Genomic DNA, 25,141 nt, shown 5'->3' on the forward strand with positions numbered 1-25,141 from the left:
CACCGGGTGGCGCCCGCCGGGCGCGCATCGGATCAACTGGATTGGCGGGGCAGGCCCCGCCCGACGGATTACGAACGATGAAGTTTTCGGAAAACTGGCTGCGCCAACATGTCTCCCTGGATGCCGACAGCGCCGCGCTGGAGCAGCGGCTGACCGCCATCGGCCTTGAGGTCGAGGCAGTGGAGCGGCTGGGCGAGGAGCTGGATGGGCTGGTGGTTGCCCGCATCCTGTCCTGTGAAAAGCATCCCCAGGCCGATCGCCTGCAGGTATGCCAGGTGAATGCCGGACAGGGCGAACCGCTGCAGATCGTGTGCGGCGCCCCCAACGCCCGCCCCGGCCTGCTGGCTCCGCTGGCCATGGTGGGCGCCCAGCTGGGCGAGATCACCATCAGAAGCGCCAAGCTGCGCGGCGTCGAGTCCAACGGCATGCTGTGTTCGGCCAGCGAGCTCGGCGTGGATGCCGACGCTTCCGGCTTGATGGAACTGCCCGCGGATGCGCCGGTGGGCACGCCCCTGGCGGACTACCTGGGCCTGCCCGACAGCGTGATCGAGCTGGGCCTGACCCCCAACCGCGCCGACTGCCTGGGCCTGCGCGGCCTGGCCTTTGACGTGGCCGCTGCGTTCGGGGCCACCGTGTCCGGGTTTGATCCCGAACCGGTGCCCGCCGCCAGCGACTCGGCGCTTGAGTTGGAGCTGCATGCCGGCGCTGATGCGCCGCGTTATCTCGGCCGGGTGATCGAAGGCGTGGACGCCAGCGTCGCCACCCCGGTGTGGATGGCCGAGCGCCTGCGCCGCGGTGGTATCCGCCCGGTCAGCTTCCTGGTCGACGTGACCCAGTACGTGATGCTCGAGTTGGGCCAGCCCATGCATGCCTTCGATCGCGACCTGCTGACGGGCCCGGTGGGCGTGCGCCGCGCTCGCGCCGGCGAGAAGCTGGTGCTGCTGGACGGGCGTGAAGTGGATCTGGACCCCGAATTCCTGGCCGTCACCGACGCCGACCGCGTCGTGGCGCTGGCCGGACTCATGGGTGGTCAGGACACCCGGGTGACCGACACCACCCGCAACGTATTCCTCGAGTCCGCCCACTTTGCACCTGCCGCGATTGCCGGGCGCAGCCGTCGGCTGGGCTTGCACACGGATGCGGCACACCGGTTTGAGCGTGGAGTGGATCCGGAGCTCCCCCGTGCGGCGATGGAGGCTGCCACCCGCCTGATTCTTGAGGTGGCCGGTGGGGTCCCAGGACCGGTCACCGAAGCAGTGCTGCCCGAGTACCTGCCGAAGCCGCTGGCGATCCCGCTCCGGCGCGAGCGCCTGGTCCGAGTGCTGGGCGTACAGGTCGAAGATGCCGAAGTGGGCCGCATCCTGCGCGCGCTTGGCATGAGTGTGGAAGAGACCGGCGAAGGCTGGCTGGCCACGCCCCCGAGCCGCCGCTTCGATCTGGCGATCGAGGAAGACCTGATCGAAGAAGTTGCCCGCATCCACGGCTATGACAACGTGCCCACCACGCTGCCCAGCGGCGCGACCCGGGTGGTTGCGGATTCCGAAGGGCGGGTGGCGGAGGCGGATCTGCGCCGGCACATGGTGGGGCGCGACTGGCTGGAAGCTGTGAACTTCGCCTTCGTGGACGCGGATTTGCTGGCCAACTGGCAGCTGCAGGAAGGCGCCGTACCCCTGGCCAACCCCCTCAGCGCGGAGCTGGGCGTGATGCGCACCGCGCTGCTACCCGGCCTGGTTGATGCACTTGCCCGGAACGCTGCCCGCCAGCAGTCGCGGGTGCGGCTGTTCGAGATCGGCAGTGCCTTTGCCGCCTCCAGCCCGGGCAACGCACCCGAAGAAACACCACGAATCGCCGCGGCGGCAATTGGCGATGCGCGGGTTGAACAGTGGAGCGGAGATTCGCGCGCGGTCGACTTCCACGACCTGAAGGGCGATCTGGAGAGTCTGGCGGCATGCGCAGGCGTGCGGCTGGACTACCGTCCTTCGCAGGCAGCGCACGGGCACCCGGGCCGCTCGGCCGATGTCTACCGGGATGGCGAGTGCATCGGCTGGATCGGCGAGCTGCATCCACGCCTGCTGCGCGCGCTGGACCTGGACCATGCGGTGATCAGCTTTGAGGTGGACCTGGAAGCGCTGCGTCGCCGCGAGCTGCCGCAGGTGCAGTCGCTGGGACGCTTCCCCTCGGTCCGCCGCGATTTGGCCTTTGTGGTGCCGGAGCAAGTCACCTGGGCTGCGCTGGAGGCTTCCATCCGCGCCGTCGCAGGGCCGCTGCTGGTCGGGCTTGGGCTGTTTGACGTCTATCAGGGCAAGGGCGTAGAAAACGGGTTCAAGAGCCTTGCTATGGGCTTGATCCTTCAGGAAAAATCGCGCACCCTGACTGAGCGTGACGTGGAAGAGGTGGTGCAGGGTGTGACCCGTGCACTGCAGCAGGAACACGGCGCGCACATTCGCAGTTGAGGATCCGGTAAGCGGCATGGCACTGACCAAGGCACAAATGGCCGAACGGCTGTACGAGGAAGTCGGCCTGAACAAGCGCGAGGCGAAGGAATTCGTCGACGCGTTTTTCGAAGTGCTGCGCGAAGCGCTGCAACAGGGGCGCCAGGTCAAGCTGTCGGGCTTCGGCAACTTCGACCTGCGGCGCAAGAATGAGCGTCCGGGCCGCAACCCGAAGACGGGCGAGGAAATCCCGATCTCCGCGCGCACGGTGGTCACCTTCCGCCCGGGGCAGAAGCTCAAGGAGCGGGTCGAGGCGTATACGCCGGGAGAGGACAATGCTTGATCCAGGAAGCAACCGGGAGCTGCCGCCTATTCCCGCCAAGCGCTATTTCACCATCGGTGAAGTCAGCGAGCTGTGCGATGTGAAGCCGCACGTGCTGCGCTACTGGGAGACCGAATTCCCGGGCCTGAACCCGGTCAAGCGCCGTGGCAACCGTCGTTACTACCAGCGCCATGATGTGCTGATGGTGCGGCAGATCCGCGGGCTGCTGTACGAACAGGGCTACACCATCGGCGGTGCCCGCCAGCGCCTGGAGGGTGATGATGCCCGCCAGGAATCCTCGATGAGCGGTCAGATCCTGCGCCAGGTGCGGGCCGAACTGGAAGAAGTTCTGCAGACTCTGCGGCGCTGATCCGGGTATAATGTTTCGATCAACGGGGTGTAGCGCAGCCTGGTAGCGCACTTGTCTGGGGGACAAGTGGTCGTCGGTTCGAATCCGGCCACCCCGACCAATATCCAGTTTGAAAACAGCGGCTTACGAGGACTCCTCGGAGCCGCTTTTTCTTTGCAACCCGGTGCAGAGCAGTGGGCACCTTTCGACGTTGCTCTAGCGATCGGTGCCTGTGGCCATTGCGTCCCGCTGCACGGCCACGCGGTTGCGCCCGGCGCGCTTGGCCCGGTACAGGGCCGCGTCGGCACGTTCGATCCACTGCTCCAGACTGGCACAGTCGATGGCTGCACGGCCGAGGCCCACGCTGATGCTTATCCGTGCGTCCGGCGCTGCCGGCAGGGAGATGGACTCTACCTGCGCGCGGATCAGCTCCGCGATACGGCCGGCCGCGTCCTGGTCCATGTCGGGCAGCAGCACGGTGAATTCGTCGCCGCCGTAGCGGCCGGCTTCGCCGATCGCCACGGTGTGCATGCGGATCGCCTCGGCGACCGAACACAACACTTCATCGCCGAACCCGTGTCCGTAGCGGTCGTTGTAGCTCTTGAAATTGTCCAGGTCGAGCACGAGCAGGACTGCCGGCGTGCCTGCTTGCTGGTGCCGTCGCAACGCGTGACTGGCCAGGTCCTGCCAGTGGCGGCGGTTGTGTAATCCAGTGAGCATGTCGACACGGCTGAGCTGGTCCAGCTGGCGGTTCTTGTCCTGGATCCGGTGGACCAGGCGGTTGCTTCCCAGGCTGACTGCGATGGTGTGGATCATCAGCATGGGAAGACTGGCCACAATCACGGACATGCTGGTGGTCGGCTGGATGGCAAAACCGGTGAGCAGCCCGGTGACCAGCAGTCCGCCCAGCATTGCCGGCAGTGACCACAACCACAGTCGCGGGATGCCGGTGTTGATCTTGTCTACCGTGACCAGGGTCAGCAGTAATACGCTGGGCAGCAGGTTGAACTGCAGCAGAGGGACCCATATGCCTACCTGGGCCGAATCCAGCAGCAGGTTGCGTATCTCGACGCGATAGGGAACGGCGCTGCGGGTGGCCAGCAGGAAGGCGAGGTGCGGCCAGAGGATACCGGTGAAAAACCACAGCAGCCACAGGGGCAGCGGCGCGTCGTTTTCCAGCAGCACCGCACCGATGCCCACGCTGCCCAGGCCCATGCCAAGGATCCGATAGCGGTAGGTCCGCCAGGGAAGCCGGGCGAACGCATGCTGCATCCGCTCCGCACCCGGTGGCGCCTGCGTGGAGATCCTGTCCTTGGAGCGCTGTGGCGTCCGCACGCATTTCCCCCTGGCTGCGCGGTGATGGACAACCGGAGATGATAAACCTGCGCAGCGGCGGAAACGTTAATCCGGCTCCGGCGGGGTCGTCAGGCTCCGCCGACGGCGGCGCGCGCCTGCGATCCGGGGTGCTGCAGGTCGGGCCAGCGGGCAAGCACGGCGGCGCGGATGCCGGCTTCGTCCAGTCCGGCCTCCGCCAGCAGGTCTTCGCGGCTGGCGTGGTGCTGGAACGCGTCGGGCAGACCGAGCTGCAGCATGGGCAGGGTGATGCCCTCGGCATGCAGCAGCTCGCCCACGGCAGAGCCGGCGCCGCCCATCACCACATTGTCTTCCAGGGTGACGAAACCTTCGTGCGTCCTGGCCAGTTCCACAAGCAGGTTGCGATCGAGCGGCTTGATGAAGCGCATGTTGACCACGGTCAGGCCAAGTTCCGCGCCCACGCGCTCTGCTGCCGGCACGATGGCGCCGAAGGCGAGCAGGGCCAAGCGGCTGCCCTGGTGGCGCAGCTGGGCCTTGCCGATCGGCAAGGTTTCCAGGCTGCCCTGGATCTCGACGCCGGGGCCGGTGCCGCGGGGATAGCGCACCGCGGCCGGTCCTGGATGCCTGAAGCCGGTGGTCAGCAACTTCCGGCACTCGTCTTCGTCTGCCGGGGCCATGAGCACCATGTTGGGCACGCAGCGCAGGAAGCTGAGGTCCAGGTTGCCGGCGTGGGTGGCACCATCCGGACCAACCACGCCGCCGCGATCAATGGCGAAAGTCACGTCCAGGTTCTGGATGGCCACGTCGTGTACCAACTGGTCGTAGCCGCGCTGCAGGAAGGTGGAGTAGATCGCCACCACCGGCTTGGCGCCCTCGGTGGCCATGCCGGCGGCCAGGGTGACCGCGTGCTGTTCGGCGATCGCCACGTCGAAATAGCGCTCCGGGTATTCCTTGCTGAAGCGGACCAGACCCGAGCCCTCGCGCATCGCCGGAGTGATGGCCATCAGCCTGTCGTCGGCGGCGGCCATGTCGCACAGCCACGCGCCAAAGACATCGGTGTAGGTGGGTTTCTTTGCGCCAGGCTTGGAGACCACGCCCTTGGCCGGGTCGAACGGCGAGACGGCGTGGTAGCCGATCTGGTCGTCCTCGGCCAGTTCGAATCCCTTGCCCTTGGTGGTGATCACGTGCAGCAGCTGGGGACCCTTCAGGCCCTTGAGCGTGCGCAGCGCGCCTACCAGCGCCTTCGTATCGTGGCCGTCGATCGGGCCGGTGTAGTGGAAGCCCATTTCCTCGAACAGGGTGGACGGCACGAACATGCCTTTCCACTGGCCTTCCCAGCGCTTGACGAAGCGCGCGGACGGGCTGTTCTTGTCGCCCAGCAGCTTCTTGCCACCTTCGCGCAGGGCGTTGAGGGTGCTGCTGCCGCTCATGCGCCCGAGCATGCGGGTCAGGCCGCCAACCGCCTCGGAGATGGACATGCGGTTGTCGTTGAGGATCACCAGCACATCAGGCTCGGTATCCATGCCGCCGGCGTGGTTGAGCGCCTCGTAGGCCATGCCCGCGGTCATCGCGCCGTCGCCGATCACGGCGATCACCTTGCGGTCGTTGCCGGCCTGGGCGTTGGCAATCGCCATTCCCAGGGCGGCGGAAATCGAGGTGCTGGAATGACCGACGCCGAAGGTGTCGAATTCGCTTTCCTCGCGCTTGGGGAAAGGCGCCACGCCGTCCTTCTGCTTGACGGTATGGATGGCGTCGCGGCGGCCGGTGAGGATCTTGTGCGGATAGCACTGGTGGCCCACGTCCCAGACGATGCGGTCGTCGGGCGTGTTGTAAAGCCAGTGCAGGGCGGTGGTCAGTTCAACCACGCCCAGGCCGGCGCCGAAGTGGCCGCCGGATTTTCCAACCGATTCGATCAGGTAGGCACGCAGTTCGTCGGCGATCTGCGGGAGCTCGGCTTCGTCGAAGCCGCGCAGGTCGGCCGGCGAATCAATCCGCGCAAGCCGCGGATAGCGTTTGATGTCGATCATGCAGGCATTTTCGCCCCCCGGGTCGCGGGGGGCAAGGCGACGCCCAGGGGCGTGGGGTGCAGTGCGTTCAGGATCTGCTGCGCAGGCGCCGGAAAAAGCCGGTGGGGCGCGGTGGCGCCTCGGCTTCGGGCTCCGGTTCGGGTACGAATTCGGCAAAGCCCGTTGCAAGGTTGGCGTTGAGGAAATCCGCCACTTCGTCCGTTTCTGCGCCGCTGGCCTCGGCGATCTCGGCCAACGTGACCGGGCCTTTCATCATGGCGGTGGCGATGCGGAAGTGGCGGGCGAACTCGCGTTCGGTCTGCTGCCACTTGGTGAGCCGGTAGCGGCCGTCCGGGTCATGCCCGGGCAAAAGCGTGCCCTGGCCTGCCAGCAGGCCCCCGAGCCACTGCAGGCGCTGCAGGGGCTGGGCGGGACCGGCAGCGGCGCTGCCTGCGTTCCAGGTGGCTTCATCGACGGGGCTGAAGTCCGCGCGACCGACGGAGCCTTCGAAATAGCTGGTCAGCGGCTTGAGCAACTGGGGTCCGTGGTACTGGCGGGCATCGGCATCAATCCAGAGTTCGGGGCCGTTATCACGGCGGAAGCGCAGCCGGCCCTGCAGTGCGTGGGGGGCCATCCAGTCGGCGAACACCGGGTCACGCGGCGGTGGGGCGGGTTCGGGTTCGGGCTGCGGTTCCGGCTCCGGCTCCGGGTCTGGCTCGGGTTCAGGCGCGACGTCGGGCACATCGGGAGCCTGTTCCCGCGTAGCGGGAGCGTCGGCTGGAGTCGAAGTTGCAGCAGCAGTTTCTTCCGCGGCCGGGGGAACCGCCAGCCGGACGGCAAGTGGAATGGGGTCCGCTGGGGCGGCCGGTTCGGCCTCTGCCACTGCCTCGACAACGGTTGCTTCGGCTTCCGTTTGCGGATCTGCGGCAGGACCGGCAGCGTCGGTGATCTCCTGCAGCAGCTGCGCCATGGCATCGGTATCGAACGGGCGGCCGAGGCGGAAGTCGGCCTGGGTCCGGGCAGCTGCGGTCAGTCCGATCACATGCTTGCCGGCGGCATGCAGGCGCAGCCACCCCATCGGGCCGTACAGGCTGTCCATGTCGATGATGACGTAGTCGGCCGCGTCGCTGTCGGTCAGCGTGAACCGCCCGGGGAACCTTTCGCTGGCTTTGGAGAACGCGGCGCCAAGCGCGGTTTCCGTGGCCTGGTCCATGCTGGTGAAACCAAGAGTCAAAGCCATGCTGCAGCGATACCGTGATGAAAGTCCCGAGTTTAGCCGGATTCACGATAAGGCTACCCGGGGACTCCTGCGCGTCGGTTGGATCAGCCCCGCTGGCGGGGGTTTCTGGGCAGCTGGGACTTCAGGAAAGCCATCTGGTCGGCGAGGATGTTGCGGTTGGACAGGATCAGGTGTTCGATCCAGCTCGGCCGGTAGGGCACGGCCAGCAACGGCATCGAGGCCTGGGCCGGGGTGCGGCCGCCCTTGCGCGAGTTGCAGTGGTAACAGGCGGTGACCACGTTCTCCCACAGGTCGCGGCCGCCCTGGGATTGGGGGATCACATGGTCGCGGGTGAGCTTGCTGCGGGCGTAACCGCTGCCGCAGTACAGGCACAGGTGCTGGTCGCGGGCGAACAGGGCCGGGTTGGTCAGCGCAGGGGTGGGGTTGAGCGCGGCGCCGGAGGCGTGGCCCCGTGCGGCGATGATCGGATGCAGCGCCAGGGTGCTGCGCCTGCCGGTGATCCGGTTGATGCCACCGTGCACACGCAGGCAGGGCTCGCCCAGGGTCCAGGTGACAGCGTCGCGTGCGTAGAGGCAGGCTGCATCCTGCCAGCTGATCCAGTCGAGTACGCGGCCATGCGCATCCAGCGATAGCAGGCGTACGCTGCCCAACGGCAGGGGGCGAGCCGCGATCTGAGGATGTCCCAGGGGTGTTGTCGGCGAAGCATTGGCGACCGGTGTGCCAGGTCCGGCGGGGAGCAGGCGAAGCTTCGCTCTGTCGTCCTTCATCAAGGAAACAGCATATACCCGATTTATGACGCTGTGGGTATTGCTCAGAAGGCCACGGAGTCCAATGACATCAGCGAGTCGGCGCCGCTTTCGATCGCGGCCTTGTGGGCCCGGGTGCGCGGGAGAATCCGGGCGAAGTAGAAACGTGCCGTTTCCAGCTTGGACTGCTTGAAGCTTTCGGGCTGGGTGCTGTCACGGGCGGAGGCCACGCTGCGGGCCCACCAGTACGCCAGGGCCACGTAGCCGGAATAGAACAGGTAATCCCAGGAAGCCGCACCGATTTCTTCCGGGTTGCCGGCGGCACGCTTGGCGATGTCACCGGTGAGCGCCTGCCATTCGGTCGCGGCCGCCTGCAGCGGACCGATGAACTCGGCCATGGCGTCGTCGTCGGCATGGGCGTTGCAGAACTCGCCGATCATGCCCAGGAACAGGCGCAGGCCGGCGGCCTCCAGCTGCATGGTCTTGCGCCCCATCAGGTCCAGCGCCTGGATGCCGGTGGTGCCTTCATAGAGCGTGGTGATGCGGGCGTCGCGAGCCAGCTGTTCCATGCCGTGCTCGGCGATGTAGCCGTGGCCGCCGAAACACTGCAGGGCGTTGTAGGTGCACTCGATCCCCCACTCGGTCAGGCAGCCCTTGACGATGGGGGTGAGGAAGCCGAGCAGGGCGTCGGCCTGCTCGCGCTCGGCTGCGTCGCTGGTGTGGGCAATGGTGTCCACCAGGGTGCCGGCGTGGGTGCCGAGCAGGCGGCCGCCTTCCACCAGCGCCTTGCAGGTGAGCAGCATGCGGCGCACGTCGGGATGGACGATGATCGGGTCGGCGGGCTTGTCCGGTGCCTTGGGGCCGGACAGCGAGCGCATCTGCAGCCGCTCACGGGCATAGGCCAGGGCGTTCTGGTAGGCGCGTTCCGACAGGCCCAGGCCCTGCAGGCCGACGGCCACGCGCGCGGAGTTCATCATGGTGAACATCGCCATCAGGCCGCGGTTGGGTTCGCCCACCAGCCAGCCCTGAGCGTCGTCGAGGTTCAACACGCAGGTGGCCGAACCGTGGATTCCCATCTTGTGTTCGAGCGCGCCGCAACGCACACCGTTGGCTTCGCCGGAGTTGCCGTCCTGGTCCACCTTGCGCTTGGGCACCACGAACAGGGAAATGCCCCGCGAGCCTTCCGGCGCGTCGGGCAGGCGTGCCAGCACCAGGTGCACGATGTTGTCGGTGAAATCGTGCTCGCCAGCGGTGATGAAGATCTTGGTGCCGTTGATCTGGTAGCTGCCGTCCGCGTTCGGCGCGGCACGGGTCTTGAGCAGGCCCAGGTCGGTGCCACAGTGCGGCTCGGTCAGGCACATGGTGCCGGTCCAGCGGCCGTCCACCAGCGGCTTGAGGAAGGTTTCCTGCTGCCAGTCGTCACCGTGGTGCAGCAGGGCCTCCACCGCGCCGTGCGAGAGCAGCGGGAAGTTGCCCCAGGCCAGGTTGGCGGCGTCGATCATTTCCTTCAGCGACATGCCCAACGTGTGCGGCAGGCCCTGGCCGCCGAACTCCGGCGGCGCGTTGAGCGCCGGCCAGCCGCCGTCGACGTATTGCTCATAGGCCTCGCGGAAGCCGGGCGGGGTGGTGACCGCGCCGGTGGCCTTGTCGAAGCTGCAGCCGATCTCGTCGCCCACGCTGTTGAGCGGGGCCAGCACGGCTTCGGTGAAGCGCGCGCCTTCCTCGAGGATCGCATCCACCACATCGCGGCTCGCATCGCCCAGGCCGAGGCGCTGGAACAGCGGTTCCACATTGAGCACATCGTGGAGGACGAAGCGGATATCGGTCAGGGGAGCTTTGTAGCTGGACATGGCATTCCGTTGGCTGGGAAGGGGTTGAAGAGACTGGACGGCAGCTGTCGTCAGCGCAGCACGCCCGGCAGGCCGGGCATGGGACTCAGTACGCCTTCGCGCTTGATCGGGTATTCGCGAACGCTGCCGCGGTCGACAGGCGCCGCACGGGTATCGCCCTGGAGGGAATAGGACACTCCGCGCCCTGCGGCCAGCGCATCGGCCAGCAGCAGCCGCGCCTGCGCCGAGGGGATCAGGTCCACGCTGATCACGTCCGCCGACTCCTGCGAGATCTGCAGCTGCGGACTGGCTTGCAGGCTGCCAGCGGCCTCGCCGTTGACCTGCATTTCAAGCTGCAGGTGATCAAAACGCATGGCGATGCTGCTGTAGTTCTGCATCCGCAGGTCGATCGACCAGCTGCCATCGGCTTCGACGGTCAGCTGCTGGATGCGGGCGGCCGGTTCGGACACCCGGCGCGCCGGCCCGGTGCTGCACGCGGTCACCAGTGCGGCGGTGAACAGGATCAGGAAGGGCAGAAATTTCTTCATGCGGCGTAATCTCCGGGAAGCTGCGCGGACGGCATGCGGCCAGAATACTACGACGCCATCAGTGAGGCGGATCACCCGGAAAAGGCGTCAGACAAGCCGCAGTGCGATCCCCAGACCCTGGCTGTCCTCGGCCTCGCCTTCCAGGTCGGCGCGCAGCAGCGGGTGTGCGTCAAGCCAGTCCGGGTCTACCTGCAGACGCAGCGCCGGACCGTTGGCGATGAGCTTGGGCAGCGGCATCGACTCGTCTTCGCCGGAGTGGTGCAACAGCGCCGCCAGCCGCAGCAACATGCCCAGGCGGAGCGCGGCACCGAGCAGGCGGTCGGGCAGCATGTCGAAGGCGCTGCGCGCGACCTTGCGCCGGTGACTCTGTACCAGGGCCGCCAGGAAGCGCTGCTCCTGCTGTGAGAAACCCGGGATATCCGAGTGCGCCAGGATGTAGGCCCCGTGCACATGGTGCTGGCTGTGGGCGATGGTCAGGCCGATCTCATGCAGGCGGGCGGCCCATCCCAGCATCAGCCGGTCGTCCGGGCCCAGCTGCCATTCTTCCGCCACCTGGTCGAATAGCCGCAGCGAAGTGGCGTGGACGCGCGCTGCCTGGGTTTCGTCGATGCCGTAACGCTGGGTGAGAGCCTGGATCGCCGCTTCGCGTGGATCATGTTCACCGCCGCGGCCCAACATGTCGTACAGCACGCCCTCGCGCATGGCGGCCTTGCTGATTGCCATGCGCTCCAGTCCAAGCACGGCGAACGCCGCTTCCAGTGCCAGCAGGCCGCCGGCGATGACCGGGCGGCGATCCTCCGACAGACCCGGCAGGTCCAGCGCATCGATATGCCCGGCGTCGATCAGCCGGTCGCGCACGACGGGCAGCGCCTCCGCCGTCACCGCGCCCTTGGTCAGGCCCATGGCCGCGCATATTCCGCCGATGGCCTTGTTGGTACCGGACGAGCCCAGGGTTTCCTGCCAGCCGATGCTGCGGAAGGTCGAGGCAAACTGCTGGAACTCCGCCGCGACCTCGTTGAATGCGCTCTGCCACTTTTCCCGGGTGAGCTTGCCGGTCGGGAAGAACCGCTGGGTGCTGGAAATGCATCCGACCTGCAGGCTCTCGCGCTCCAGCGTGTCCAGGCCGCGGCCGATGATGCACTCGGTCGAACCACCGCCGATGTCGATCACCATCCGCCGCTCGCCCGGCTTGGGCGGCTGCACGTGGGATACGCCCTGGTAGATCAGGCGGGCTTCCTCGCGTCCGGAAATCACTTCGATCGCATGGCCCAGTGCATATTCGGCCGGGACCAGGAAGTCCCGCGGCACCGCCATGCGGCGCACCGCGTTGGTCGCCAGGGCGCGCACGTGGTGTGGCGGAACGCGGCGGATCCTCTGGCCGAAGCGTTCCAGGCAGGTCAGGGCACGATCGCGCACGTCCATCTGCAGCCGGCCCTTGCCGTACAGGCCTTCGCCCAGGCGCACGGTTTCGCGCAGGCGGTCCACCACCCGCAGCTGGCCCAGGGTGACCCGCGCCACGATCATGTGGAAGCTGTTGGAACCCATGTCGATCGCGGCCAGGGTGTCGCCCTCCTGGATGGACTCGGCGATTGCGCCGGGCAGTACCAGGGAACGGGTGGTCTTCATCCGCAGATTTTCTCCAGCAGCCAGATCTGCGCCGAGTGGGGCGCGGCTCCTTCTTCCGGTTCCAGCCTGCGGTAGCTGCCATCGGCCTGCAATTCCCAAGCGTCGAGGTTGTCGGCCAGGTAGTTGTCCAGCACTTCTTCGTGAATCCTTTGCACCAGGACTGGAGAGAGGATCGGGAAACAGGCCTCCACCCGGCGCAGCAGGTTGCGCTCCAGCCAGTCGGCGCTGGCGCAGAACAGCTCCGGGTCGCCGTCGTTGGCAAACCAGTACGCCCGATGGTGTTCAAGGAAACGGCCGACGATCGAAATCACCCGGATATTGTCGGAGACGCCGGGCACGCCGGGACGCAGGGTGCAGGCTCCGCGTACCACCAGGGTGATCCGTACGCCCGCCTGCGAAGCGGCATACAGCGCGCGGATCACGCGCGGCTCGTTGAGGGCGTTCATCTTGGCGATGATGCGGGCAGGCCTGCCCGCAAGCGCATGTTCCGTTTCACGCCCGATCCGATCCAGCACTCCGGGATGCAGGGTGAAGGGCGATTGCAGCATGTGCTCCAGCTCGATCGCAGGTGCCAGCCCCGACAGCTGCATGAAGATCTGATGCACGTCACTGCCGATGCCGGGGTGGTCGGTCATCAGCCCCAGGTCGGTATAGCCGCGGGCGTTGGCCGGGTGATAGTTGCCGGTGCCAAGATGCACGTAACGGCGCAGTTTGCGGCCTTCCCGGCGCACGATCAGCAGCATCTTGGCGTGGGTCTTGAAGCCGACCACGCCGTAGACCACCTGTACGCCGGCCTCCTGCAGGCGTCCGGCCAGGCCCAGGTTGGCTTCTTCATCAAAGCGCGCCAGCAGCTCCACCACCACGGTCACGTCCTTGCCGTTGCGAGCAGCCTGGACCAGGTGTTCGACAATCGGAGAATCCTTGCCGGTGCGGTAAAGGGTCTGCTTGATCGCCAGCACGTTCGGATCTTCGGCCGCCTGTTTGATCAGTTCCAGCACCGGATTGAAGCTGTCGAACGGGTGGTGGAGCAGCACGTCCTCGTCGGCGATCAGGTCGAACATGGCGTCGCTGCCTGGCAGCTGGCGCGGCTGGAACGCCGGATACTTCAGTTCCGGGCGCTGCACCAGGTCATACACCTGCACCACGCGGCTCAGGTTGACCGGGCCCTTGATGCGGTACACCGCATTGTCCGGCAGGCCGAAGTTCTCCAGCAGGATGCGCACGATCGGTCGCGGGCAGTCGGAGGCGATTTCCAGCCGCATGGGTCGCTGGTAGCCGCGGCCGGCCAGCTCCTCGCGCAGGGCCAGGGCGAGGTTTTCCACCTCGTCCTCGTCCATGATCAGCTCGGAGTTGCGGGTCACCCGGAACTGGTAGGCACCCTTGACTTCCATGCCGGGAAACAGGTGGTGGACGAACTCGGACAGCACCGCTGACAGGAATACGAAGTCGTCTTCACCGCCCGAAACACGCGGTGGCAGCTTGATGATGCGCGGCAGTGACCGCGGCGCGCGCACGATGGCCAGGTTGCCGATGCGGCCGAACGCGTCCTTGCCTTTCAGCACGACCACCACGTTCAGCGACTTGTTGAGGATGCGCGGAAAGGGGTGCGCTGGATCCAGCCCCAGCGGCGAGAGCACGGGCATGATCTCGCTGTGGAAGTACGCCGCCAGCCAGCGCCTGTGGCGCGCGTTCCACTCACTGCGGGCGATGATGCGCACGCCCACGTCCGTCAGCGCAGGGCGCAGCTCGTCGTTCCAGCATGCGTATTGTTCGTCTACCAGCTCCGAGGCGCGCTCATGGATGCGGCGCAGCGCATTGGCCGGGGCGAGGCCGTCGGTGCCCGCCGGCAGGCCAAGCTCGCCGGCGTGACGCACGGCAGCGGCACGGATTTCAAAGAACTCGTCCAGGTTGGTGCAGGAGATGCACAGGAAGCGCAGCCGCTCCAGCAGCGGCACGCTTTCGTCCTGCGCCTGGGCCAGGACCCGGAAGTTGAAATCCAGCTGCGCCAGTTCGCGATTCAGGTACAGCGCGGGATCGGCCAGCGGATCCTGCTCTTCGGTGACCGGCCCCTGGGCGGGCTGTGCGGATCGTCGCCCCGGGTCACGGGCCGACGCCGTGCCCTTGCGCCGGGATGCAGGGTTGCGCGGAGTCATGGGTCGATATCCTCGGGCGCCGTCCGCTGCAGGGTGCGCCCCGCGGGGAAGCGGCAGGTGAACAGGCTGCCCTGTCCGACTTCGCTTGAGATCTCGAGCCGGGCCTGATGCAGCTGCAATACGTGTTTGACGATCGCCAGGCCCAGGCCGGTACCGCCCAGGTCGCGCGAGCGACTGCTGGACACACGGTAGAAGCGCTCGGTCAGGCGTTCCAGGTGTGATTCGGGGATGCCGTAGCCGCTGTCGCGCACCGACAGCATCACCCCGCCTTCCTCATCCAGGTCAATGACGATCGAAATGCTCCCGTCCGCAGGCGTATAGCGCACCGCGTTGGACACCAGATTGGAGAACGCGCTGTGAAGCTCACGCGGTGAACCGAGCAGGTCCACGCCCGCGCGGTCTTCAACGCTGATCACGTGCCGGCCCTTGCCGAGCGCCTCGGCTTCGCGCCGCAGGGTGGCCAGGGTTGAATCCAGCGCAACCACCTCATCGTTGATCGAGTCCTGTGACTCGAGCCGCGACAGGGTGAGCAGGTCTTCCACCAGCTGGGTCATGCGCTGCGACTGGCGCTGCATCTCGACCAGGATGGGCGCCCACTCCGGCTGTTCGGAAGGGTCGAGCATCTCCAGGTAGCCGTGGATGACGGTCAGTGGCGTGCGCAGTTCGTGGGAAACGTTGGCCACGAAGTCGCGGCGGATGTGTTCCAGATGCATCAGCTTGGTCACGTCGCGCGCCACCAGCAGCCACAGCTCGTCGGAATAGGGGATCAGGCGCAGGCTCAGGCGTATGCCAGGGCTGACCGGGGAGGGCGCGTCGAGCAACGGCTCGGCGTTGCGGCCGGCCGCCAGCCAGTGGGCGATTGGCAGCGGCCGCAAGCGTTCCCCGAGTGGCGCCTGGATGTCTTCGGGATAGTGCAGGCCGAGCAGGTCGCTGGCGGCTTCGTTGAACCACTGCACGCGCTGGGTGTTGCGCTCCAGCACCACCACCGCGTCGGGCAGGGCGGCCGCGGCGGCGCGGTAGGCGCGCAGCATTTCCACCAGCCGCTGGGCGCGATGGCGCTGTTCATCCTGGTTGCGGTGCAGCAGCTGCTGCAGGTCGCTCCACGCGTCGGTGCCGTGGTCCAGGGCCACGCGCTGGCGGGAAGCCAGGCGCCGCACCAGCCGCCGCAACCGCAGCTGCTGCCAGGCCAGCAGGCCCAGCGCGGCAATCGCCAGCGCCGGCCAGGGATGGCCGAGCACAAGGCCCAGGGCCAACGCAACGGCCAGCACGACCAGCGGCCGGGCCAGGGTCCTGCTCAAGGGAGGGTGCGCATGGGCGGACATCTCCATCAGTCTAGGCGCCCAGGCGGTGAATCACACAGCGGTCGAGAAGCGGTAACCGGCGCCCCGCACGGTCTGCACCATGCCCGACAGGCCGCTCGGCTCCAGGGTCTTGCGCAGGCGGCGGATATGCACGTCGACGGTGCGCTCCTCAACGTACACGCTGCCACCCCAGACGTGATCAAGCAGCTGCGCGCGCGAGTAGACCCGCTCGGGGTGGGTCATGAAGAAGTGCAGCAGGCGGAATTCCGTAGGGCCGATGTTGATCGGCTCCTCGTTGGCAAATACCCGGTGGGCAGCGCCATCGATACGCAGGCCGCCCAGGCTGACGCTGCCATCCTCGTCGTCCTCGCGCGAGCGGCGCATGACCGCGCGAATCCGGGCCAGCAGCTCGCGGGCGGAGAAAGGCTTGACCACATAGTCGTCCACGCCGGCTTCCAGTCCGCCAACCCGGTCGTCTTCCTCACCGCGGGCAGTGAGCATGATGATGGGCACCTCCCGGGTCAGCTCGTCGCGGCGCCAGCGCCGGGCCAGCTCAAGGCCGCTGGTGCCGGGCAGCATCCAGTCAAGCAGGATCAGGTCGGGGACCTTGTCGGCGATTGCGGACTGCGCCTGGCGGGCGTCACCCGCATGGACCGGCTCGTATTCGCCTTTGCGCAAAGCGAAAGCCACCATCTCGCGGATGGCGGGCTCGTCGTCGACGATCAGGATCCGTTTCTGCATGTGCTTTGTCACAACCTGCCTGCTTGACCGTAGTCTGGATTAGACGACAGATTTGTGACCGCATCATGACACGGGGTTGCAGGGGATCAGCGGCGGCGCAGGTCGTCGTCGCGAATGCCCTGGCGTTGCAGTTCCAGCACCGTTGGCGTGATGGCGGCGATCCGCGCGTCGATGCGGGCGCGTGCGTAGTAATCCAGGTCATCGCGTTGCCGCAGGTTGTTGAGCTGGACCAGTGCCTGCTCAGCGCGGCCGCCCAGATAGGCGGCTTCAGCCCAGGCCTCGCCGGCGCGGACCGGATCGCCCGCGATCTCACTGATGCGGGCGAAAGTACGCTGGAACACCGGATCGTCCGCGGCCGAGCGCAGCAGGGGCCGCAACAGCGCCTGGGCGCGGACGCCGGCCTCCGGGGTATCGCGCTCCACCAGCACGGCGGCATATGCCAGGGCCACGGCACGGTCGTTGGGCAGGCGCCGGACCATGTTTTCAAAGCGCTCGTCGGCTTCTTGCAGACGTCCCGATTTGGCCAGGGCCTCGGCCAGGGCAAGGGACAGCCAGCGATCACCCGGGTGCTCGTGCAGCAGGGCAGCGAACTCGGTGGCAGCGCGGGCGGCCTCGCCCGCGCGCATGCGCGCCAGGGCCAGGCCGTAGCGCTGGGCGTCGGTGAGCGGCTCGGCGCGGCGCATAGCCTCGTATTCGGTAATGGCCTGGCGGATGGTGTTGGCACTGAGTACCCGCATGCGCTCGCGTGCCCAGCCGAAGATGACCGGGTCCGCCGCACCCAGGTGCAGTGCGGGCAGCTGCATGTTGCCTGGCAGCAGGGGATTGCTGGGACGTCCTGGCGCCGGCGCGGTGATGTCGCCGCGGGGAACCCGGATGCGCTCGGTCAGCACCGCATCCGGCGTGGAAGTAGTGGCCACCACGCTGCCGCGGCCTGCGTACTGCTCCGCGCGCTGGCGCGCTTCGGCGATACGGGTGGTGGTGACCGGGTGCGTGCGCAGGTAGTCCGGCAGGCGCTCGCGTTCGGTGCCCTGGTTGACGCGCGAAACGGCCTGCATGCGCTCGAACATGGTGGCCATGGAGTCCACGTCGTAGCCGCTGCGGGCCAGGGTGCGCATGCCGATTCGATCGGCTTCGGATTCGTTGGAGCGGGTGTAGTCGATCTGCCGCTGCAGGGCCAGGCCCTGGATCGAGGCGATCGCCGCCATGCCGGCGTCGCCCGAAGAAGAGCTGTCAGTGCTGGCGGCCAGCGCAATCGCCCCCAGCATCGCCAACAGCATCGGCATGCTGTCGCGCTGGGCGCGCTCCACGCTGCGCAGGACATGGCTCTGGGTGACGTGGACGATCTCGTGCGACATCACCGCGGCCACTTCATCTTCGGTTTCCGCGGTGAGTACCAGCCCGACGTTGACGCCGATATAGCCGCCCAGGGTGGCGAAGGCGTTGATCGAGCGGTCGCGCATCATGAAGAAGGTGAACGACTGACGCGGCTGGTCGCTGGCCGAAGCCAGGCGGTTGCCGGTGGTGCGCAGCCAGTGATCGACCAGCGGGTCCTCCAGCACCATGTCGTAGTGGCGCAGCTGGGCCAGCAGCATTTCGCCATATTCCTCCTGCTGCGAGGGGCTGAGCACCGTGCCGGCCGAGGAGCCGATATCAGGCAGCCTGTTGTCCTGCGCCGCGGCATGGCTGCCGGCGAAGACCAGGGTGAGGAGGGTGGCGATCAGGAAAGCGCGCATCTATGTTCGAGTCGGATCCGGGGTTCAAGGTACTGAGGGAGGATGACGCCCGTGGCCGGGCAGCGAGTGAATCACCCGTTAATCTTCATCTGCAAGGGCGCGGCGAGGGGCTCTGCGCCGGCAGTGTACGGGCCCGCACTGGAAAAACCGTCCGGTCATACCCACACTTTGGACATCTTTCGCCGTATCAAGTTTCCGGAGCCTGCCTTGGACAACGCCCAGACCGCCGCCCAGCCCCCCATCACCCTCTATACCAGCGCCATCTGCGCCTACTGCAATGCGGCCAAGCAGTTCCTCAAGGGACGCGGCCTTGAGTGGACCGAGGTGCGGATCGACCAGGATCCGGCCGAGCGCGAGCGCATGGTCGAACGGACCGGTCGTACCTCGGTGCCGCAGATCTTTTTCGGCCAGGCCCACGTGGGCGGCTATGACGACATGATCGCGCTGCACCGCGCCGGCAAGCTGGACGCGCTGCTGTCCGGCGATGTGCCGCAGGACGGTGCATGAGCGCGGAGACGGAGGGCGACCGCGTCGCCGAGTTCACCGCCTTCCGTGAGCGCATGAACAAGCGCATCCTGGACGAGCCCAACCAGGTGGTGCGCCGGTTCTTCGCCCTGGACACCCAGGCCTATGCCGACGGCGCGCTGGATGTGAAGACCAAGGAGCTGCTGGGCCTGGTGGCTTCGCTGGTGCTGCGCTGCGATGACTGCATCAGCTATCACGTGGCCCAGTGCCGTGGCGCTGGCGCCAGCCGTCAGGAGCTGTTCGAAACCTTTTCGATCGGCCTGGTGGTGGGGGGCTCGATCGTGATCCCGCACCTGCGGCGGGCCGTGGACTTCCTTGACCGGCTGGAGCGTGGCGAGGCGGAGGCTCCGGCGGGACATCCGCACGACTGATCCGGCCCGCACTGCAGGCGCCCGGGCGTTCCGGCATAATTGGCGGCTCACTTTCAATCACGCGCCGTGGGCTCGCTGCGGTGCCTTTCTGCACGGAAATCCCCCCAATGTCCCAGAAAATCACGGTGATCCGCGGCGACGGCATCGGCCCGGAAATCATGGATGCCACCCTGTTTGTGCTCGACGCGATGGATCTCGGCCTGAGCTATGAAGAGGCCGACGCCGGCTTGGCCGCGATGGAAAAGCACGGCGAACTGCTGCCCGCGGCCACCCTGGAGTCGATCCAGCGCAACAAGGTTGCGCTCAAGAGCCCGCTGACCACGCCGGTCGGCGAGGGCTTCAGCTCGATCAACGTGGCCCTGCGCCGCCACTTCGACCTGTACGCCAACGTGCGTCCGGCCAAGAGCTACCCCAATACCCTTGCCCGCTTCCCGGGTGAGGTTGATCTGATCACCGTGCGTGAGAACACCGAAGGCGCCTACATCGGTGAAGGCCAGCAGATCACCGAGGACGGCGAGACCGCGACCCTGACCTCGAAGGTCACCCGCAAGGGTTCCGACCGCATCGTCCGCTACGCCTTTGAACTGGCCCGCAGCACCGGCCGCAAGAAGGTCACCGTGGTGCACAAGGCCAACATCCTCAAGACCACTTCGGGCCTGTTCCTGAAGGTGGCGCGTGAGGTGGCTGCCGAGTACCCGGACATCGAGTGCAGCGAGATGATCGTCGACAACGCTTGCATGCAGCTGGTGATGCGCCCGGAGCAGTTCGACGTCATCGTCACCACCAACCTGTTCGGCGACATCGTTTCCGACCTGTGTGCCGGTCTGATCGGTGGCCTGGGCCTGACCCCGGGCGCGAACATCGGCCATGAGGTTGCCATTTTCGAGGCCGTGCACGGCACCGCCCCGGACATCGCCGGGCAGGGCAAGGCCAACCCGGGCGCGCTGCTGCTGGGCGCAGCACAGATGCTTGACCATCTGGGCATGCCCGACCAGGCCGAGCGCCTGCGCCAGGCCATGGTGGCCACCCTGCAGGCCAAGGATTCGCTGACCGCGGACCTGGGCGGCACCGGCACCACCATGGGCTACGCCAAGGCCATCGTCAGTCGGCTCTGAGCCTGATGCTGCCGTGCCGGAGTGCCTGATGCGCTCCGGCACGGTTGTGGCAACGTTCCATTTCTAGCGCGCGAGTGTCCCGTCGCGGTCAGTGACGCGCGCGGCCAAGCCGATCACAATCGGTGCTTTCGCTCTGGGGAACGCCTGTCCATGACCACCCGCGCAAGCGCGCTGGCGCTCACGCCGCTGCTGCTGTTTCTGGCCCTGTTTTTCGGAGCCGGCCTGTACTTCACCGCCCAGGGCGAGCCGATGGGCTTCTACCAGCTGCGTGCGCCGGTGGCGATCCTGCCGGCGCTGGCGCTGGCCGCCTGCCTGGCGCACTTTCGTGGGGTGAAGGCCGGGGAAGTGCTGCTGCAGGGCATGGGCGATTCCAACATCGTGCTGATGTGCCTGATCTACCTGCTGGCAGGGGCGTTTGCCTATGTATCCAATGCGATTGGTGCGGTGGATGCGGTCGTGGCGCTCGGTCTGGGGGCATTGCCGGCTTCGCTGGTCATGCCTGGCCTGTTCCTGCTGGCCTGCTTCATCTCCCTTGCAATCGGCTCCTCGATGGGCACCGTCGCGGCGGTGGTGCCCATCGCACTGGGCGTGGCCGATGCTGCGGGGTTCGATCGGGCGCTGGTCGTGGGTGCGGTGATCGGAGGGGCGATGTTCGGGGACAACCTGTCGGTGATCTCGGATACCACCATCGCCGCGACCCGCACCCAGGGTGCACAGATGCGCGACAAGTTCCGGGAGAACTTCCGGATCGCGATGCCAGCTGCGCTGGCCACCATGGGCCTGCTGCTGTTCATGGGGGATGCGGCTCCGGTGGAGCATGTGGGCGCGGGGATTTCGCCATGGTTGGCGCTGCCTTATCTGGTAGTGCTGGTGCTGGCGGTGGCCGGCCTGGACGTGCTCGTGGTGCTGTCGATCGGCCTGGCGCTGGCAGGCGTGTTCGGCCTGGTGCTGGGAGATGGCTACGACGCGGTGGCCTACGTGGGCGATATCTGGATGGGCTTTGACAGCATGGTGGAGATCCTGCTGCTGTCGCTGCTGATCGGCGGGTTGAGCGCGTTGATGAAAGCCAGCGGCGGTCTGGCCTGGCTGACGCAGATGATCTCGCGCATCGCCCGCGGCCATCGCGGCCGGCGGACGGGAGAGTTCAGCATCGCGGCGCTGTCGGCCACCACCGACGCGTTCACCGCCAACAACACCGTGGCGATCCTGATCAGCGGCAGCGTGGCGAAGGATATCGCCGAGCATCACGGGATCAGTCCACGTCGCTCGGCGAGCGTGCTGGACATCTTTGCCTGCGTGATGCAGGGGGTGTTGCCGTACGGCGCGCAGATCCTGCTGGCGGCCTCGCTGGCGGCGGTCTCGCCGCTGGCGCTGGCCGGCAAGGTCTATTACTGCTGGATCCTCGCGGTGGTGGCGATCGGATTCATGCTATGGCCGACGAAGCCGGCCCCCACTCCACAGGAGCGCGGCATCCCGTAGGAGCGCGCCACGCGCGCGAAGCCGCGTGAATCCTATCGGCAAGAAGAAGCTTCGGACGCTACGCCGGGACCGGCGCGCCACCGCGGCGCTCAACGTCACGCGGTGGCGCGCGCGTGGCGCGCCCCTGCCGTGCGGCGACGAAAAAAGGGCGCCACCGGGGCGCCCTTTTCATGAAGCCTGCGAAGTCCGTCAGTTGCGTGAGTTCAGCTTGGCCAGCAGGCGCAGGAACTCGATGTACAGCCACACCAGGGTGACCATCAGCGCGAAGGCGCCGTACCACTCCATGAACTTGGGCGCGCCGCGCTCCACCCCGGTTTCAATCAGGTCGAAGTCCAGCACCAGGTTCAGCGCCGCGATCACCACCACGAACAGGCTGAAGCCGATGCCGATCAGCCCCGACTCGTGGATCATCGGGATGTTGATGCCGAACAGGCCCAGCACGATCGAGGCCAGGTACACCAGCATGATCCCGCCGGTGGCCGCCACCACGCCCATCTTGAACTTCTCGGTGGGCTTGATCAGCCCCGAGCGGTAGGCGAAGAGCATGACGAACAGGGTGGCGAAGGTGAGCATCACCGCCTGCATCACAATGCCTTCGTACATATGGTTGAACATCGCCGAGATCGCGCCGAGGAAAAAGCCCTCGACCAGTGCGTACATCGGCGCGGTGACCGGCGCCCATTCCTTCTTGAACACCGTCACCATGGCCAGCACGAAGCCGCCGATGAGGCCGCCCCACATGTACAGGCCAAAGCCCGGGGCGGGCTCGCCGGTCGGGGTCAACGCCTGGCTCCAGGCCCAGGCGGCGGTGAGCGTTGCCAGCAGCAACAGCAGGCCGGTCTTGTTGGCGGTGCCGTTGAGGGTCATCACCTGGTCAGGGTGGGATACGACAGTGCCGCTGCCCAGGTCGAGGAATGTGGATTCCTTGAGGGCGGGATTTCCGCTGCGCATGGATACCTCTTTGATTTGTTCGAATGGATGCTGGCGCAGAGGATACACGTGAAGCGGTGGATTCCTGATGGCAGCGCCCATAACAGGACAGGGCGGGAACTTGATTGACACCGGCCCGCACGCCCCGGACAATACGCGGTTCCCGAGCCGACGATGCAAGTCGCCGGCACATTCAGGAATGGACCGTTGGCATCGCCGGGGTATAGCGCAGTCTGGTAGCGCGCCTGCTTTGGGAGCAGGATGTCGGGGGTTCGAATCCCTCTACCCCGACCACCGGTCGCCACGGACGGGAGTCGATGCGACAATCCGGCGCGGGCGCCCGTAGCTCAACCGGATAGAGCACCGGCCTTCTAAGCCGGTGGTTGCAGGTTCGAGTCCTGCCGGGCGCGCCAATCCAGCGGCGCGAAGCGGTTCGTAAAGTGTTTCAGATGTGGTGGCTGTAGCTCAGATGGTTAGAGCACCGGATTGTGATTCCGGGGGTCGGGGGTTCGAATCCCCTCAGCCACCCCAGTTTTTCATGGCATCGGTGTTTTTCGATTGCCATCCGGGAAATGCGCCGTTACACTGCGCCACCCGATTTACCCGGGCCGTTAGCTCAGTTGGTAGAGCATCGGACTCTTAATCCGCTGGTCGATGGTTCGAATCCATCACGGCCCACCAGCTCCGAAGGCGCCCGGCACAGCCGGGCGTTTTTCGTTGTGGCGAAGGTAGAATCGGCACGTGATCGCGAAAGTGGCGGAATTGGTAGACGCACCAGATTTAGGTTCTGGCGGGTAGTCCCCGTGGGGGTTCGAGTCCCCCCTTTCGCACCAGTCCCAGGTGGAGTCGGCACGTTGGGACGTGGGTGAACGAGCGTTCGCGAGTCGCGCGGATCACGCCGCCCTGTAGCGTCCGCCCCCCGAATCCGCCACAATATCCCGTTCCGCTGGAGCCCGGGCGTCAGGTACGCCACCCCCGGTTCCGGTATCCCGACAATGATGAAATTCCCGGCCCATGGCCGCGGTGCAGGAGTGGTTATGCAAGTTTCGGTCGAATCCACCGGCAATCTCGAGCGCCGGATGACTTTCCAGGTTCCGGCAGAACAGTTGGAAAGCGACGTTGGCGGCCGCCTGCGCGAAATGGCCGGCACCGCCCGCATCAAGGGCTTCCGCCCAGGCAAGGTGCCCACCAGCGTGATCAAGCAGCGCTTTGGCGCGCAGGTCCGTGCCGAGGTACTGGACCGCCTGCTGCGCGAGCAGTTTGATGGCGCCATCCGTGCCAATGAGCTGCGCGTGGCCGGGAGCCCGCGCATCGAGCCCGCCGAAGGGGATGATGAATTCTCCTACGTGGCCACCTTCGAAGTCGTTCCGGACTTCGGCGAGATCGACGTCTCCAAGCTGACCGTGGTCCGTCATACCGGTGAAGTCGCCGACGAGGACATCGACCGCATGATCGACAACCTCCGCCAGCAGCGCAGGAGCTGGACCGCGGTGACCCGTCCGGCCGCCGAGGGTGACGCGCTGGACATCGAGACCTGGTCGCAGGCCGGCGACGAACGCCTGCCGGCGGAAGGCTCCGAGAAAGGCACCCTGGTGATCGGTTCGGGCGCCATGCTGCCGGCGCTGGAGGAAGCGCTGGTGGGCATGTCCGCCGGTGAGGAAAAGACCGTCGAGGTCGAGTTCCCGGCCGACTGGCGCGTATCGCAGCTGGCCGGCAAGAAGGCCCAGGCCCACCTGAAGGTGGAGCGGGTGTCGGAAGAGATGCTGCCCGAGGTCGACGCCGACTTCATCAAGAGCTTTGGTGTGAAGAAGGGCGAACTGGAGCAGTTCCGCACCGAAATCCGTACCAACCTGGAGCGCGAGCTCAAGGGCGCCCTGATGAGCCGCCTGCGCCGCGAAGTGGGCGAGCAGCTGGTGGCCACCTGGGAGCATGTGGACCTGCCTCCGCGCCTGGTTGAAAACGAGGCCCGTGCCCTGGCCGAGGACGCGCTGCAGCAGGCCCGCCGCCAGGGTCGCCAGGAGCCTGACCTGGAAGCGGACGCGCACAAGCAGTTCATGGAAGTGGCGCGTCGGCGCGTTCTGATGGGCCTGCTGGTAGGCGAAGTCGCCCGCACCAACAAGCTGATGCTTGACCCCAAGCGCCTGAATGAAACCCTGCGCCTGATCGCTTCCACCTACGAGGAACCGGAGCAGGTCATTGAGTTGTACCGCAACGACCCCCAACTCATGACAGGATTGCAGAACCGGGTGATGGAAGAGCAGGTGATCGACTGGATCGCCGAGCGCGCCCAGCACACCGACGAGAAATTGACCTTCCAGGAAGCGATCGCGCCGCAGGCGTGACCGTTCCTTTCACGGCGGTAACCCCGCCTTTCCAAGCCG

At 66.7% G+C, this 25,141-nt stretch carries 19 protein-coding genes, 6 tRNA genes and 1 pseudogene; 14 read left to right on the forward strand and 12 right to left on the reverse strand.

All coding sequences use genetic code 11. The features are described 5' to 3' along the window. The first annotated feature begins 77 nt into the window (after positions 1 to 77). From pheT to ACW7G3_RS00690, 4 genes and pseudogenes are all read left to right on the forward strand, one after another. Entirely contained in the window at positions 78 to 2,453 is a 2,376-nt protein-coding gene (pheT, locus tag ACW7G3_RS00675) for a phenylalanine--tRNA ligase subunit beta (protein WP_456980627.1), read from the forward strand. A 16-nt stretch (positions 2,454 to 2,469) separates the two neighbouring features. Beyond that, positions 2,470 to 2,768: pseudogene (locus tag ACW7G3_RS00680) on the forward strand (integration host factor subunit alpha); the annotation flags it as partial. After that, positions 2,768 to 3,124: a MerR family transcriptional regulator gene (locus ACW7G3_RS00685; protein WP_456971570.1), complete on the forward strand. Its 357-nt coding sequence runs from the start codon at positions 2,768 to 2,770 to the stop codon at positions 3,122 to 3,124. The pseudogene ACW7G3_RS00680 and the gene ACW7G3_RS00685, both read left to right, overlap by 1 nt. 23 nt (positions 3,125 to 3,147) lie before the next feature. Next, a tRNA-Pro gene (locus ACW7G3_RS00690) sits at positions 3,148 to 3,224 on the forward strand. 95 nt (positions 3,225 to 3,319) lie between these two features. On the opposite strand, the gene ACW7G3_RS00695 is transcribed toward ACW7G3_RS00690, so the two are convergent. From ACW7G3_RS00695 to ACW7G3_RS00745, 11 genes are all read right to left on the reverse strand, one after another. After that, on the reverse strand, positions 3,320 to 4,438 hold the full coding sequence (locus ACW7G3_RS00695) for a diguanylate cyclase (protein WP_456971572.1): 1,119 nt from the start codon (positions 4,436 to 4,438) through the stop codon (positions 3,320 to 3,322). Positions 4,439 to 4,527: 89 nt separating this feature from the next. Next, on the reverse strand, positions 4,528 to 6,444 hold the full coding sequence (gene dxs, locus ACW7G3_RS00700) for a 1-deoxy-D-xylulose-5-phosphate synthase (protein WP_456980628.1): 1,917 nt from the start codon (positions 6,442 to 6,444) through the stop codon (positions 4,528 to 4,530). Positions 6,445 to 6,511: 67 nt separating this feature from the next. Further along, positions 6,512 to 7,663 carry a hypothetical protein gene (locus ACW7G3_RS00705; RefSeq protein WP_456980629.1) on the reverse strand — a complete coding sequence of 384 codons (1,152 nt, stop codon included), beginning with the start codon at positions 7,661 to 7,663 and terminating at the stop codon, positions 6,512 to 6,514. A gap of 83 nt (positions 7,664 to 7,746) precedes the next feature. Beyond that, positions 7,747 to 8,430 (reverse strand): HNH endonuclease, encoded by a 684-nt coding sequence (locus tag ACW7G3_RS00710; protein WP_456971578.1) that lies wholly within the window; start codon positions 8,428 to 8,430, stop codon positions 7,747 to 7,749. 44 nt (positions 8,431 to 8,474) lie between these two features. Beyond that, positions 8,475 to 10,259, reverse strand: coding sequence for an acyl-CoA dehydrogenase C-terminal domain-containing protein (locus ACW7G3_RS00715; protein WP_456971580.1), 1,785 nt, complete (start codon positions 10,257 to 10,259; stop codon positions 8,475 to 8,477). 50 nt (positions 10,260 to 10,309) lie between these two features. Beyond that, positions 10,310 to 10,786, reverse strand: coding sequence for a hypothetical protein (locus ACW7G3_RS00720; RefSeq protein WP_456980630.1), 477 nt, complete (start codon positions 10,784 to 10,786; stop codon positions 10,310 to 10,312). An 87-nt stretch (positions 10,787 to 10,873) separates the two neighbouring features. Beyond that, positions 10,874 to 12,388 (reverse strand): Ppx/GppA phosphatase family protein, encoded by a 1,515-nt coding sequence (locus tag ACW7G3_RS00725; protein WP_456981119.1) that lies wholly within the window; start codon positions 12,386 to 12,388, stop codon positions 10,874 to 10,876. Between the two features lie 20 nt (positions 12,389 to 12,408). Then, positions 12,409 to 14,565 (reverse strand): polyphosphate kinase 1, encoded by a 2,157-nt coding sequence (gene ppk1, locus ACW7G3_RS00730; RefSeq protein WP_456980631.1) that lies wholly within the window; start codon positions 14,563 to 14,565, stop codon positions 12,409 to 12,411. Then, positions 14,562 to 15,887, reverse strand: coding sequence for a phosphate regulon sensor histidine kinase PhoR (phoR, locus tag ACW7G3_RS00735; protein WP_456972204.1), 1,326 nt, complete (start codon positions 15,885 to 15,887; stop codon positions 14,562 to 14,564). Before phoR ends, ppk1 begins: the two co-directional genes overlap by 4 nt. Positions 15,888 to 15,917: 30 nt before the next feature. Continuing rightward, positions 15,918 to 16,607, reverse strand: coding sequence for a phosphate regulon transcriptional regulator PhoB (gene phoB, locus ACW7G3_RS00740; RefSeq protein ID WP_456971586.1), 690 nt, complete (start codon positions 16,605 to 16,607; stop codon positions 15,918 to 15,920). An 86-nt stretch (positions 16,608 to 16,693) separates the two neighbouring features. After that, on the reverse strand, positions 16,694 to 18,340 hold the full coding sequence (locus ACW7G3_RS00745) for a M48 family metalloprotease (RefSeq protein WP_456980632.1): 1,647 nt from the start codon (positions 18,338 to 18,340) through the stop codon (positions 16,694 to 16,696). Positions 18,341 to 18,547: 207 nt separating this feature from the next. Between ACW7G3_RS00745 and grxC the strand changes: the two genes are divergently transcribed. The 4 genes from grxC to ACW7G3_RS00765 all read left to right on the forward strand — a co-directional run bounded on the left by grxC (position 18,548) and on the right by ACW7G3_RS00765 (position 21,830). Next, positions 18,548 to 18,847: a glutaredoxin 3 gene (grxC, locus tag ACW7G3_RS00750; RefSeq protein ID WP_456971590.1), complete on the forward strand. Its 300-nt coding sequence runs from the start codon at positions 18,548 to 18,550 to the stop codon at positions 18,845 to 18,847. After that, positions 18,844 to 19,236 carry a carboxymuconolactone decarboxylase family protein gene (locus ACW7G3_RS00755; protein WP_456980633.1) on the forward strand — a complete coding sequence of 131 codons (393 nt, stop codon included), beginning with the start codon at positions 18,844 to 18,846 and terminating at the stop codon, positions 19,234 to 19,236. The genes grxC and ACW7G3_RS00755 overlap by 4 nt, the downstream gene beginning before the upstream one ends. A 107-nt stretch (positions 19,237 to 19,343) precedes the next feature. Continuing rightward, positions 19,344 to 20,351, forward strand: a complete 1,008-nt coding sequence (locus ACW7G3_RS00760; RefSeq protein ID WP_456971594.1) for an isocitrate dehydrogenase — start codon at positions 19,344 to 19,346, stop codon at positions 20,349 to 20,351. 21 nt (positions 20,352 to 20,372) lie between these two features. Next, positions 20,373 to 21,830, forward strand: coding sequence for a Na+/H+ antiporter NhaC family protein (locus tag ACW7G3_RS00765; RefSeq protein ID WP_456980634.1), 1,458 nt, complete (start codon positions 20,373 to 20,375; stop codon positions 21,828 to 21,830). Positions 21,831 to 22,019: 189 nt separating this feature from the next. On the opposite strand, the gene ACW7G3_RS00770 is transcribed toward ACW7G3_RS00765, so the two are convergent. Further along, a complete protein-coding gene (locus ACW7G3_RS00770; protein ID WP_456980635.1) occupies positions 22,020 to 22,781 on the reverse strand; it encodes a Bax inhibitor-1/YccA family protein in 762 nt (253 codons plus the stop codon). A 196-nt stretch (positions 22,782 to 22,977) separates the two neighbouring features. On the opposite strand from ACW7G3_RS00770, the gene ACW7G3_RS00775 reads away from it, so the two are divergent. From ACW7G3_RS00775 to tig, 6 genes are all read left to right on the forward strand, one after another. Beyond that, positions 22,978 to 23,054 (forward strand) — tRNA-Pro (locus tag ACW7G3_RS00775). Positions 23,055 to 23,096: 42 nt separating this feature from the next. Then, a tRNA-Arg gene (locus ACW7G3_RS00780) sits at positions 23,097 to 23,173 on the forward strand. Between the two features lie 41 nt (positions 23,174 to 23,214). Continuing rightward, positions 23,215 to 23,291: transfer RNA gene (locus tag ACW7G3_RS00785), tRNA-His, on the forward strand. A 74-nt stretch (positions 23,292 to 23,365) separates the two neighbouring features. Next, positions 23,366 to 23,441 (forward strand) — tRNA-Lys (locus ACW7G3_RS00790). A 66-nt stretch (positions 23,442 to 23,507) separates the two neighbouring features. After that, positions 23,508 to 23,593 (forward strand) — tRNA-Leu (locus ACW7G3_RS00795). 204 nt (positions 23,594 to 23,797) lie between these two features. Beyond that, a complete protein-coding gene (tig, locus tag ACW7G3_RS00800) occupies positions 23,798 to 25,102 on the forward strand; it encodes a trigger factor (protein WP_456980636.1) in 1,305 nt (434 codons plus the stop codon). The last annotated feature ends 39 nt before the right edge of the window (positions 25,103 to 25,141 follow it).

The organism is Luteimonas sp. A478 (assembly GCF_054052025.1).